13 protein-coding genes are annotated in these 11,968 nt (G+C 62.0%); 4 read left to right on the forward strand and 9 right to left on the reverse strand.

Going from position 1 to position 11,968, the window contains the following annotated elements; translation table 11 throughout:
* Positions 1-13: 13 nt before the first annotated feature.
* The 3 genes from topA to L6758_RS05395 all read right to left on the reverse strand — a co-directional run bounded on the left by topA (position 14) and on the right by L6758_RS05395 (position 5,046).
* A complete protein-coding gene (topA, locus tag L6758_RS05385) occupies positions 14-2,839 on the reverse strand; it encodes a type I DNA topoisomerase (RefSeq protein WP_237204703.1) in 2,826 nt (941 codons plus the stop codon).
* Between the two features lie 137 nt (positions 2,840-2,976).
* A complete protein-coding gene (locus L6758_RS05390; RefSeq protein WP_237204702.1) occupies positions 2,977-3,396 on the reverse strand; it encodes a pyridoxamine 5'-phosphate oxidase family protein in 420 nt (139 codons plus the stop codon).
* 9 nt (positions 3,397-3,405) lie between these two features.
* Positions 3,406-5,046: a DUF7059 domain-containing protein gene (locus L6758_RS05395; protein WP_237204701.1), complete on the reverse strand. Its 1,641-nt coding sequence runs from the start codon at positions 5,044-5,046 to the stop codon at positions 3,406-3,408.
* Between the two features lie 40 nt (positions 5,047-5,086).
* Here L6758_RS05395 and L6758_RS05400 point away from each other — a divergent pair, with 40 nt between their 5' ends.
* Genes L6758_RS05400 through L6758_RS05410 form a run of 3 tightly spaced genes read left to right on the forward strand, consistent with a single transcriptional unit; the run spans position 5,087 to position 6,029 of the window.
* On the forward strand, positions 5,087-5,404 hold the full coding sequence (locus L6758_RS05400; RefSeq protein ID WP_185174173.1) for a thiamine-binding protein: 318 nt from the start codon (positions 5,087-5,089) through the stop codon (positions 5,402-5,404).
* Positions 5,404-5,844 carry a pyrimidine dimer DNA glycosylase/endonuclease V gene (locus L6758_RS05405; protein ID WP_237204700.1) on the forward strand — a complete coding sequence of 147 codons (441 nt, stop codon included), beginning with the start codon at positions 5,404-5,406 and terminating at the stop codon, positions 5,842-5,844. The genes L6758_RS05400 and L6758_RS05405 overlap by 1 nt, the downstream gene beginning before the upstream one ends.
* Positions 5,845-5,888: 44 nt before the next feature.
* Positions 5,889-6,029, forward strand: coding sequence for a hypothetical protein (locus L6758_RS05410; RefSeq protein ID WP_237199616.1), 141 nt, complete (start codon positions 5,889-5,891; stop codon positions 6,027-6,029).
* Positions 6,030-6,150: 121 nt separating this feature from the next.
* Here the strand turns inward: L6758_RS05410 and L6758_RS05415 are convergent, their stop codons facing one another.
* Genes L6758_RS05415 through L6758_RS05425 form a run of 3 tightly spaced genes read right to left on the reverse strand, consistent with a single transcriptional unit; the run spans position 6,151 to position 8,055 of the window.
* Positions 6,151-6,684 (reverse strand): GyrI-like domain-containing protein, encoded by a 534-nt coding sequence (locus L6758_RS05415; RefSeq protein WP_237204699.1) that lies wholly within the window; start codon positions 6,682-6,684, stop codon positions 6,151-6,153.
* A complete protein-coding gene (gene trhO / locus L6758_RS05420) occupies positions 6,681-7,565 on the reverse strand; it encodes an oxygen-dependent tRNA uridine(34) hydroxylase TrhO (protein WP_237185037.1) in 885 nt (294 codons plus the stop codon). Before trhO ends, L6758_RS05415 begins: the two co-directional genes overlap by 4 nt.
* A gap of 49 nt (positions 7,566-7,614) precedes the next feature.
* A complete protein-coding gene (locus tag L6758_RS05425; RefSeq protein ID WP_237204698.1) occupies positions 7,615-8,055 on the reverse strand; it encodes a pyridoxamine 5'-phosphate oxidase family protein in 441 nt (146 codons plus the stop codon).
* A 178-nt stretch (positions 8,056-8,233) separates the two neighbouring features.
* Between L6758_RS05425 and L6758_RS05430 the strand changes: the two genes are divergently transcribed.
* Positions 8,234-10,807 (forward strand): DEAD/DEAH box helicase, encoded by a 2,574-nt coding sequence (locus tag L6758_RS05430; RefSeq protein ID WP_423817403.1) that lies wholly within the window; start codon positions 8,234-8,236, stop codon positions 10,805-10,807.
* A 33-nt stretch (positions 10,808-10,840) separates the two neighbouring features.
* On the opposite strand, the gene L6758_RS05435 is transcribed toward L6758_RS05430, so the two are convergent.
* The 3 genes from L6758_RS05435 to L6758_RS05445 all read right to left on the reverse strand — a co-directional run bounded on the left by L6758_RS05435 (position 10,841) and on the right by L6758_RS05445 (position 11,916).
* Positions 10,841-11,212, reverse strand: coding sequence for an Rv3654c family TadE-like protein (locus L6758_RS05435; protein ID WP_237194933.1), 372 nt, complete (start codon positions 11,210-11,212; stop codon positions 10,841-10,843).
* Complete coding sequence (locus L6758_RS05440) at positions 11,209-11,589, reverse strand: TadE family type IV pilus minor pilin (protein WP_237194934.1); 381 nt, start codon at positions 11,587-11,589, stop codon at positions 11,209-11,211. Before L6758_RS05440 ends, L6758_RS05435 begins: the two co-directional genes overlap by 4 nt.
* Positions 11,590-11,703: 114 nt before the next feature.
* Positions 11,704-11,916, reverse strand: a complete 213-nt coding sequence (locus L6758_RS05445; RefSeq protein WP_237194936.1) for a DUF4244 domain-containing protein — start codon at positions 11,914-11,916, stop codon at positions 11,704-11,706.
* Between the last annotated feature and the right edge of the window lie 52 nt (positions 11,917-11,968).

The following is an 11,968-nucleotide window of genomic DNA, read 5'->3' on the forward strand; positions in this document are numbered from 1 at the left end:
ACGCGATAACCGACTACTCGCCCGCTTTCTGAGCAGTGCTCTTCTTGGTCGTAGTCTTCTTGGCTGTGGTTTTTTTAGCCGTGGTTTTCTTGGCCGCCGGCTTCTTGGCAGCGGTCTTACGCTTGACCGGGCCCTTAGCTCGTTTCTCAGCGAGCAGCTCAACCGCGCGGGTGTGGGTGAGGGACTCGATGGTTTCGCTGCGGGGCACCGTAATGTTGGTGACGCCGTCGGTGATGTAGGGGCCGAAACGGCCGTCCTTCACCACGATTTTCTTTTCAGAGACCGGGTCTACGCCGAGCTCAGCCAGCGGGGGCTTGGCGGCGCCGCGTCCGCGCTGCTTGGGCTGGGAGTAAATCTCCAGGGCCTGCTCCAGGGTGATAGAGAAAATCTGGTCCTCGGTCTCCAGGGAGCGGGAGTCGGTGCCCTTCTTCAGATAGGGGCCGAAACGACCGTTCTGGGCAGTAATTTCGGTGCCCTCGGCATCGGTACCGACCACGCGGGGCAGGGCCATAATCTTGAGGGCGTCGTCCAGGGTGACGGTTGCCAGGTCCATAGACTTGAAGAGGGAGCCGGTGCGGGGCTTTTCAGCCTTGGGCTTCTTCTTGGGCTTGGGCTTGCCGTTCTTGTAGTACTCGGTGGGCTGGGCGTCCATCCAGGCGGCGATTTCTTCCTCGGTCATCTCGGGGATAACCTCGGTGACGTAGGGGCCAAAACGGCCGTCACGGGCCACAATGGTGCGGCCGGTGGCCGGGTCAACGCCGAGTTCACGGCCGTCGTTCTTACCGGCTTCCAGCAGTTCAGCGACCTTTTCTTCGGTCAGCTCATCGGGTGCCAGATCAGCCGGTACATTGGCGCGGATGGGGTCCTTGATTTCGCCGGTTTCGGTGTCGATCTCACTGCCGGTTTCCAGGTAGGGGCCGAACTTACCCACGCGCAGGTTCACGCCGGGAGCGACCTCTACAGAGTTGATCGCGCGGGCGTCGATGTCACCCAGGTTGTCAACGATGGGCTTGAGACCGCGCTTGTCTCCCCCACCGAAGTAGAAGTGAGACAGCCACTCGGGGCGGGCCTCTTCACCGCGGGCAATGCGGTCGAGATCTTCTTCCATTTCGGCGGTGAACTCGTAGTCCACGTACTTGGCGAAGTGCTCTTCGAGCAGGCGGACGACCGAGAAAGCTGTCCAGGAGGGCACCAGGGAGCCGGAGCGGTTATTGACGTAGCCGCGGTCCATGATGGTCGAGATGACGGCTGCATAGGTTGAGGGGCGGCCAATGCCGAGCTCGTCCATAGCCTTGACCAGGGATGCCTCGGTGTAGCGGGGCGGGGGTGAGGTTTCGTGGCGGGCAGCTTCGATATCGCTACCGCGCAGGGAGTCGCCTTCTGCCAGGTTGGGTAGGCGCTTGTCGTCCTTACCGTCCTTGGTATCGCCCTTGCCCTCTTCGCCGCGCAGGGCGTCCTTGCCTTCTTCGTAGGCGGCGAGGAAGCCGCGGAAGGTAATGACGGTGCCGGACGCTGCGAACTCGGCATCCCGGCCGTCGGCGGCGGTTGCGCCTAAGCGGACGGAGGCGGTGGAGCCCTTGGCATCTGCCATCTGGGAGGCGACGGTGCGCTTCCAAATCAGCTCGTAGAGGCGGAACTCGTCGATGCTCAGGGCACTCTTGACCTCGGCGGGGGTGCGGAAGGAATCCCCCGCAGGGCGGATTGCTTCGTGGGCTTCCTGGGCGTTCTTGGACTTGGAGGTGTAGACACGCGGGGACGCAGGCACAAAGTCGGCGCCGTACAGTTCAGCTGCCTGCTTGCGGGCAGCCTGGGTCGCCTGGTCAGACAGGGCAACCGAGTCGGTTCGCATGTAGGTGATGTAACCGTTCTCGTAGAGGCGCTGGGCCACCTGCATGGTAGAGCGGGACGAGAAGCGGAGCTTACGGGCGGCCTCCTGCTGCAGGGTTGAGGTGGTGAAGGGGGCAGCGGGGCGGCGGGTATAGGGCTTAGTTTCGACCGAGCGGACGCCGAACGCGGCGGACGCCAGCGCGCTCGCCAGGGAGCTGGCGGCGGCTTCGTCCAGGTGGGCGACCTTGCCGCGGGCGCTGGTCTTGAGGGTGCCGTCGTCGGCGAAGTCCTTGCCGGTGGCCACGCGGGCACCGTCAACGGCAGAAAGCTTGGCGGTGAAGGATTCGGAGGCAGAGGTGGTGAAGGTACCGGTGAGGTCCCAGTAGGTTGCTGAGCGGAAGGCCATGCGCTCGCGTTCGCGCTCTACAACCAGGCGGGTTGCCACAGACTGCACGCGGCCGGCTGAAAGGCCGCGGGAGACCTTGCGCCAGAGCACCGGTGAGAGCTCGTAACCGTAGATACGGTCGAGCACACGGCGGGTTTCCTGGGCGTCCACCAGGTTGTTATCAATGTCGCGCAGTTCGTTGAAGCCGCGCTGAATCGCTTCTTTGGTGATTTCGGGGAAGGTCAGACGGTAGACGGGCACCTTGGGCTTGAGCACCTGCAGCAGGTGCCAGGCAATGGCTTCACCTTCGCGGTCACCATCGGTTGCCAGATAGAGGGCATCGGACTCTTTGAGCAGGCGCTTGAGCTCGGTGACCTTCTTTTTCTTATCGGGGTTGACCACGTAGTAGGGCTCGAAGCCTTCTTCTACGTTGACCGCAAACTTGCCGACGGGGCTCTTTTTAAGCTCGTCGGGCAGCTCGGAGGGCTGGGGAAGGTCGCGAATATGCCCCATGGAGGATTCAACGATGAAGGCATCGCCCAGGTACCCGCTGATGGTTTTCACCTTCGAGGGGGATTCCACGATCAGCAGTGACTTGCCGTGCTCGGTGGTTGCCTTAGTGGGCACTGAGGGCTCCTTGGGGTCGGTTTTTCGCGTGTATGCACAACAATAGCCGACTTACGGGGCTTCGTGTCTACTTAGACCGATGTGACCTTAGAGCGCGGGCGTGCGGGGCCAGTACCGGTGCTGGCCCCCTTAGCCCCTTAAAGCTCGTCGGCAGGTTCTGCCCCGATTTCGAACTCGCGCCCGCTGACGCTTACCGGCTCTACCTCAACCCAGTTGGTCTTGTAGGTCGGTGAGTAGGTGCGCAGGCCCAGGGCTTCGACCGCGTCGAGGTCGGTTTCGCTGGTGAGCCAGTGGGCGTTGCCGTGCACGACAACGGAGCGGGCTGTACCGTCGATGACCTCGTCAATTTCGAAGGCGGCCTTGCGGCTGATGACGACTTCTGAGAGCTTCTGGCCGGCTGCGGTGCGGAAGTAGATTTTTTTCTCGTGCACCACGAAGTTGACGGGGTAGATATCTACCTCCCCGCCAACAGCCAGGGCCAGGCGGCCGAACTCGTGGGCAGCTAGCAGCTCCCAGCAGCGGTCTTCAGACAGGGTTTTAATAGGATTCTCTACCATGGCCCCAGTCTAGTCGCCCTGGTCAATCCGCAAAAAGCCCTTTTCGAGCAGTTCGCGCATGTTACTGATTAATACGTGTCTGGGTTCTTCGGTCTCCCAGCCCAGCAGGGCAGCTAGGGCACCGACGATTTGGCCGGCGGTCAGTTCCCCGTCGCAGGCGGAGACGAAGCCGGAGGTCTCTGTGGTTTCTAGGATGGTGCGGCGCAGCCCGGCACCTGCGCGCAACAGAATCACGGAGGGGTGCTCGGAGCCGGGGGTGGCGTGGCGTTCTTCGGTCACGTCCCCGGCAACGACCAGGTGCTTCTCTAGCAGCTCGGCATCGCTCAAGGCCGTGACCTGATCAAAGTGCTCCACCGCCTCGGTGATGAAGGGGGCGATGGGCTGCTGGATGGGGTAGGTGATCTCTTCGAAACGGTGCAGGCGCTCCCCTGCGGACGCCGGGTTCGGCTTACGCAGCCAAATCATGCCAAACCCGATGGAGCCCACCCCGCGGGAGGCGAAGTCGCGCAGGTAGGCGGTGTAGGCGGCTTCAAAGTGGGCGGGATCGCGGTTTTCGCTGGCGTCGCGCAGCCAGGTTTCGGCGTACTGTTCTGGTTCAAGTACCTCGCGCTGGATAAACCAGGCTTCGGTCTCCTCCCCTACCCAGGCGCGGGGGCGGTCTGCCCAGTCGACGGGGCCGTCCTGCCCGTCAACGGGGATTTCCCAGTTACCCAGCATCTGGGCGCGCCCGCCGGGGGCGAGAACGGTGGGTAGTTGCTGCACCAGGGTTGAGACGATACCGTCCCCTGCCATGCCGCCGTCGCGGTAGGTGAACTGGTCTTCGGGGCTCTCGTGGTCGCTGCGCGGGGTGATAACAAAGGGCGGGTTAGACACCACCAGGTCGAAGGTTTCACCGGCGACCGGTTCAAGCAGGGAACCCAAGCGCAGGCTCACACGCTCTTCGAGGTTGGTCGCATCAAGGTTCAGGGCGGACGCGTTGAGCAGCAGGTTGAAGCGGGTAAAGGCCAGGGCGCGCTCGGAAATATCGGTAGCGGTCACGTGGCGGGTGTGGGCCAGCAGGTGGAAGACCTGGATGCCGCATCCGGTGCCCAGATCGAGGGCCCGGTCTACGGGGGTTCGCTCGGTGAGCTGGGCCAGGGTAAGGGAGGCATGGCCGATACCCAGCACGTGGTCCTTACGCAGGACGCCGGGGCGCTGGTGGGCGCCCAAGTCGCTGGCCACAAAGAGTTCGGTTCCGTCGTCTGCGGCGTGCGGCCGCAGGTCTACGGCAGCCTGTACCAGGCCGTCCTCGGTGGGCTCCGCCAGCCCCAGATCCAGCAGCAGGTCAAGGCCACCTGTCCCCAGGGCGTCCTCAAGGTCCTGGATGGGCACGGCGGTGCCAAAGAGGAAGAAGCGCACCAGCTGGGCCAGGTTCCGCTGGGCGGTGGTAAAGGTTTCTGATGTGGCCTCCTGCCCCAGAATCTGGCTCACCCGGTAAAGGCCGGGCACCACCTGGTCGCGGGTCATGGCCTCAAAAGCGCGGGCCCCCAGCAGCTCCTCGATACCGTCGTAGGTGTAGTTGAGCTCGGTCAGGGCAGCGTGCAGACGGGTGAGGGCGGCAGTATCGGCGCTAACGGGGGCACCGGGAACACGAGAAAAAGCAGAAGTCATCACGCTCTCTATTTAACCGTATGAGCGGTACGGTAGAGACATGTTATTTGCATTCTCTGTAGCCCCCACTGGCGGCGGCGACCCGTCCGGGTCCGTGCACGACGCCGTTGCAGAAGCCGTCCAGATCGTCCGCGATTCGGGCCTGCCCCACCGCACCGACGCCATGTTTACCACCATCGAAGGTGACTGGGATGAGTGCATGGCCGTCATCAAAGCCGCCACCGAAGCCGTTGGAAAGTACGGCAACAGGGTCTCCCTCGTGCTCAAAGCCGACATTCGCCCAGGTCACGACTCAGGAGAACTCACCGGCAAACTCGACCGCCTCGAAGAAGCCATCGCCCGCAGAGCTGAGGGCTAGTGCGCATCTGGTCTGTTCATCCCTCCCTGCTCGACGCTAAGGGGCTAGTGGCCTGCTGGCGTGAGACCCTGCTTGCCCAGAAAGTGCTCCAGGGGCTCACCCAGGGCTACACCAACCACCCCCAGCTCGACCGTTTCAAAGCCTCTAGTGACCCCCTGGCCTACATCTGCACCTACCTGCACGGGCTGGCTGATGAGGCTGATAGACGGGGCTATAACTTCAACCGCAGTTTGCTGGTGCTCCCTGCTCAACCTGAGTTGTCACCGCTACCGGTTACCGACGGCCAGTTAGACTACGAAATCTCATTTTTGGCAGAAAAAGTAAAAGCCCGCTCCCCACAGTGGTATGACCAGCATTTTTCCACGTCACCCACTAAAGTCACCCACCCGCTCTTCACCATCGTCCCCGGCCCCATCGAAAACTGGGAAAAGGTTAAATAGTAATCAAGGTGATTTTTTCTAGAGGTCTGGGTTATATTTACCTTATGGCAAATGCAGAAAAAATTGCCGAACTGGAAAAGTCCATCGCTGACTGGAAGGAAAAGGCCGCTAACGGTGGCCCCGACTTCATCGCAGAGATTATCGAGAAGCTTGAGGCCGAACTGGCTGTAGAGCAGAACTCCTAAAGATTTTTCCCTTCGGTATTACCACACCAGTTCAACCGTTATCCAGGGGCGCGCAAGCGCACATACTTTAGAGAGAAATACCTCCCGCATATCGCACTGCGGGAGGTATTTTATTGTTTCTTTAAGCGGCCTGCGGACTCGTTACAGCCTGCCAGAGATACATACGGTAGTTCTCGTCGGTGATTTCACCGGGCCCGTACACTTCTAGGCAGACGCCGGTAGGCTCCAACCCCTTCGAGGGGATAAAGGTACTGGCCAGGTGGTTGAAGCCCGCCTTAATATGGGCAGGGGGGACGCCCGGGGTAATGGCGCCCTGCACCAGGACGGTAGCGTACATAGCAGCCGGTACCATCACACCGGTCAGCCCCAGGGCTGCGACGTCCTTAATACCGCCGGGCACAATGAAACCCGCCGTGTAGGTAAAACCGGTATCGTCGGCGTCCGGCATGACGACGCCCACCTTCTGCAGCTTTTCTACCGCAGCCAGGCGCTGGGCGGCCAGGGCGCCCCCTCCCGACTCAAGCGTGCTGTAGAGGCGCTCCCACCAGGAGCCGAAGTCGCTCTCTTCGGTCGCAGGGTCGGTGACGCCGGCGACCATGAAGGTGCCGTACTCGATCAGAGCTGTCTCGTAAGCCGGGGTTTTCTGCTCACTCATGCTGACGCTGCCGCAGCCTCGCGCTCGGCCTCTGCTTTGGCCTGGCAGTCGGGGCACAGGAGCACCAGGTCACGCACCCCGTCCACATCGAGGTTGACGAAAGTGTTTGCCTTAGCGCCGCAGTGTTCGCACTCGCCGATTGTGACGGTGTCGGGTGAGAAGTTCATGTGCTGGCGCTTGTCGAAGATGTAGAGTGAACCCTCCCAGAGGCCGGAGTCGCCGTACTTTTCGCCGTAGCGCACGATGCCGCCGTCAATCTGGTAAATCTCTTTGAAGCCGCGGTTTTTCATCAGTGCCGAAAGAATTTCGCAGCGGATACCGCCGGTGCAGTAGGTGATGACGGGCTTGTCTTTGAGGTCATCGTACTTGCCCGATTCGATCTCTTGAATGAAATCGTGGGTGGTGCGCACATCGGGCACAATAGCGTTCTTGAACTTGCCGATTTTTGCTTCGAAGGCATTGCGGCCGTCGAAGAAGACGACCTCGTCGCCGCGTTCTTCAACCAGCTTGTTGACTTCTTCGGGCTTCAGGTGCACGCCGCCGCCCACCACACCGTTTTCATCGACGATGAGTTCATCGGGGGTACCGAAGGCGACAATCTCGTCGCGGGCCTTTACCGAAAGGCGGGGGAAGTCGCTAGCGCTACCGTCAGACCACTTGAGTTCAAGCTTCTCGAAGCCCGGGTACTGGCGGGTAGTCTTACCGTACTGTTTCAGGGCGTTGATGTCGCCGCCCAAGGTACCGTTGATGCCGTGCTTAGAGATCAGGATGCGGCCGGTCAGGCCCAGCTTCTCACAGAGAGCACGCTGCCACAGCATCACGGCCTTGGGGTCGGTCACAGGGGCAAAGCAGTAGTAGAGGATAATTTTTTCTTGAGACACACCCCTATTTTAGACCTTATGCCCCTCGGTGGGGCGGCGACTGGCGCTCCTAGCCCAGGCGGAAGCGGCGCCCGGTCATTTTCTGCGGGGTCAGCTCCACAAACTCCAGCTTCTCGGTATCGAGCCAGGGCTCAAGGTTGAGCTTGCCAACGTAGTCAATGTCGCGGGTCTCCGTCAGCAGGCGGGCTGTGGCAAAGACATTGACCGAGTAGGCGTGGTTGCCTTCGGCCCGGTCGAACTGCACGGTTACTTTCTCGTTCATCAAAAGCTGGGTGAGCTTACTACCGGAGGCAGTTCGGAAGAAGATGCGAACCCCGTCGGTCACAATGTTGAGCGGGGTGATGTGCACGTAGCCGTCCTCGCCTATCGTACCCAGACGGGCAAACCGCGTGCCCTCAATCAGCTCCCAAATCTGCTCTTCGGTGAGGACCGTGACCACAGGCTCCTGCTCGGTGGTCTTCTTACCCTGAATGTTCATTGGAATACTCATACAGCCCATTATCCCACCCCTTATAGTGCAGGTCACAGATAACGGGGGCAGAAAGAGCAAATATTTACGCGCGCTCTCGCGGTGCCATAATAGACGGGTGCCTACAGATGCCCTTCCCTCGCGCTCACACCCAGCCGGAGCCCCGTCCACTCGCGCTCCCCAGCCCGGTGAGCTGGCCGTGGTGCTCGACCAGCTGGGGCTGGCGTCCTTACCTGAGCAGGTCACCCATGTGCGCACCCTGCCTGCCCGGCGCGCAGAAACTGCCCCCTGGCCGTCCTGGGCCCACCCGCGGGTGGTCGAGGCCTACCAGAACCTAGGGGTCGCCGAGCCCTATCTACACCAGGTGCAGGCGGCAACGGCCGCGCACGAGTCCCCCGGCAACCGGCACGTCATTCTGGCAACGGGAACCGCCTCGGGCAAGTCCCTGGCCTACCAGCTACCCGCCCTTGACGCTATCTACCGGGGCGAATTCGAGGCCCAGGCTAGCGGCTTTGATTCTGGGCGGGCAACGGCCCTCTACCTCTCCCCCACCAAGGCCCTGGCGGCAGACCAGCTGGCCTCCCTACGCAACTTAGGACTTCCCAGGCTCGTGGCTGAGAGCTACGACGGCGACACCCCGCAGGCCGACCGCCGCTTTATTCGCGAGCGCGCCAACTTCATTCTGGCCAACCCGGATATGCTGCACCACGCTATCTTGCCCAACCATGCCCGCTGGGCTGGGTTTTTGCGCAAGCTCAAGTATGTGATTGTGGATGAGGCCCACGGCTACCGGGGCGTCTTTGGGGCCCATGTTTCTCTGCTGATGAGGCGCTTGCGACGGGTATGCCGCTACTACGGTGCTACCCCGGTGTTTATCGGGGCATCTGCTACCAGCGCGGACCCTGCTGAGTCTTTTGCCCGGCTGATTGGGTCGCGGCCCACTGCGGTTACTGCGGTAACTGAGAGTACCGCTCCGCGCGGTGCTACCCATGTACTGCTGTGGGAGCCGGAGTTTACCGATGCGGCTGCGGTCAATGACAAGCTTTCTGCCCACGCCAACGGGGTGAGTGTTCGGCCCGGCGCCCAGGGCAATGGCGCGGGTGAGAACGGGGCGCCGGTGCGTAAGTCGGTCATTACCCAGAGCGCTGAGATGCTCACTGACCTGGTGGTGAACCGTACCCGCACGATTTCCTTTATTAAGTCCCGTCGCGGGGCTGAAGCTATCGCGCAGACCGCTGGCCGCTATCTCGATGAGGTTGAGCCCGGCCTTTCTGCCCGTATCGCAGCCTACCGGGCGGGCTACCTGCCCGAGGAGCGGCGGGCCCTTGAGGCCAGCCTGCGCCGGGGTGAGATTCTGGGCGTAGCCTCGACCAACGCCCTGGAGCTGGGTATTGATATTGCGGGGCTGGATGCCGTACTGGTGGGCGGGTGGCCGGGGACGCGGGCGTCCTTCTACCAGCAGATAGGGCGAGCGGGCAGGGCAGGGCAGGACGCTTTTGCCGTCCTGATTGCCAGCGAAGACCCCCTCGATACCTACCTGGTGCACCACCCCGAAGATATTTTTGACCGGCCGGTTGAAAAAACCGTTTTCGACCCTGAGAACCCCTATGTGCTTAGCCCGCATCTGTGTGCTGCGGCAGCTGAGATTCCCCTGCGCCGGGAGGAGCTCATGGTCTTTGGGCGCACCACCGAGGCGCTGTTGAGCCGCCTGGTGGAGCAGGGCTACCTGCGGCAGCGGGCCACCGGCTGGTTCTGGACCCACCCCGAGTCTGCCAGTGACTTTGTGAACCTGCGCGGGGGTGGTTCTCCCCTGCAGATTATTGACTGTGAAACGGGTGCCGTGATTGGCAGTATGGACGACGGCCACGCCCACTCCCAGGGGCACCCCGGCGCTATTTACACTCACCAAGGCAAGACCTATGTGGTGGAAGACCTTGATGAGGACAACAAGGTTATTGCGGTCTCGGCAGTGAGCCCCGATTATTACACCCAGTCCCGTGATATCACCGAAGTGACCGTACTGGGTGCTGAAGAAACGCAGCAGCAGGGGCAGGTGTCGTTGAACTACGGCAGGGTGCGGGTTCGTTCCCAGGTGGTGGGCTACCAGCGGAAGTCCCTGGTGGGCCAACAGGTTCTGGGTGATGAGCCGCTTGACCTTGCCCCGCAAGAGCTTCAGACCAGGGCTATCTGGTGGGCTATGCCCGCTACCCTGTTGCACGCTGCTGGGATTCATGAGCGGGATATCCCCGGAGCCCTGCATGCCGCTGAGCACGCCGCTATCGGTCTGCTCCCCCTGGTAGCCACCTGCGACCGGTGGGACATCGGTGGTTTATCGACCGCCTTTCATATCGATACCGAACAGCCCACGATTTTCGTCTACGACGGCCACCCTGGCGGAGCTGGCTTTGCCGAACGGGGCTTTGAGCAGGTGGGTCACTGGCTGCGGGCCACTCTCGATACGATTTTGGCCTGCGAGTGCGAGCTGGGCTGCCCCTCGTGTGTGCAGTCCCCCAAGTGCGGTAACCGGAACGAGCCCCTGCATAAGGCGGGCGCCGCACGGCTTTTAGCTGCCCTGCTCGTTGAGGCCGATGAACTCACCGATGAAGAGCGCAGAAAACTGCTCAAGCCTTTAGGCCCGGCGGCTGAAAGCTCGGTAGCTGGGGAAACAGGAGCTGAGAGTTACACGGTGGGGCACCGGGTGGAGGTAGAAGCCGCCCCGGTGGATGTAGCTGAGTCTTTGACCGGCTTCGCCGCTGCCGACGACCCCTTCTAGCCTTGATATAGCGAGCGGGGCTAGCCTCGGTTATCAGGAAACAGGCGGCCCAGCCCGGGATAGGCCCTCAGCGGGGCCAAGGAAAGCGAAGGGACCGGTAATATCGACGAGGGTGCGGACGTCCACCGTCCCGCCCAACCCGGCGGGCTGGCCGCAGCCACCCAACCGAGCCCCGTTAGAGTGGGCAACGTGCTCGGCGACCGCGCAGGGCTCCCCGGGAGCAAGGCCACGGGCTGCGTCCGCTGCGGCAAGGGCGGCTAGATCTGCTGCTGCCGCTGCCCGGTGCTGCGCGGTGATGACCCCAATGAGTCCGGCGCAGGTAGCCCCGAGAATAAGAAGAGCGCAGACCAGGCCCACCGTGGCAACGGTGCCGCTTCCTCGTTCCCGCTCGACTTCGCGATTCATGGGTCAGCGCTCCCGGTGGTAGCGCTGTATTCGGTGAGGGCCCGGGCATCGGCGGTAAGCGTCCAGCCGCTGACCTTTCCCACAACTCCCGGAGCCTGCCTGCTCACCGTTACGACCGTCATGTCGTCATCCTGAGCCAGGTTAACGGTAGCTGCGGGGTCTATCTCCTGCACGATGCGGGTTACGGTCTCGGCTGTTTCCCCACGGGCTGCTGCCCGGGCTCCCAGGCGAGCGCCCTCTTCCAGCTTGAGCTGTACGATACCGGTTGCAGCAGCTCCCAGCACCAGGGCCAGAACAAACACAAGGGCAGGGAGTATCACCGCAAACTCGGCAGTGCTTGACCCTCTCTCGTTTTCTGGTGCGACTAGGGTCTGCACGGTATCACCACCTTATATAGTGCTGAGGGTTCCAGGGTTTTCAGGTATCGATTACGGGATTTTCCTGTCTCTGTACCCGGGCGGTTTAGCCCGGGTACAGAGACAGAAGGCGGTCTACGCGCCGGTTGAGAGAGCTGTTTGCACAAGACCCAGCAGCATCTGGCGGACTTCTTCAGATTTGAGGATGACCACGAGTAGGCCCGCAAAGCCTACGGCCGCCAGCATGACGATTCCGTATTCGGCGGTCGTAGCGCCCGCTTCGGGATCGTCGAGACCGGCCTGAAAGACCTGGCCTTCTACAGGTGATGTGGGGTGAGTGTTCGACACGGTTTCCTCCTTGATGTGGTGCTCCTCGGCGGCCTTGCCGAGGCGCTGTGTT

It is taken from the genome of Rothia nasimurium (genome assembly GCF_928382285.1).
In the GTDB taxonomy this organism is placed as follows: Bacteria; Actinomycetota; Actinomycetes; order Actinomycetales; family Micrococcaceae; genus Rothia; species Rothia nasimurium_E.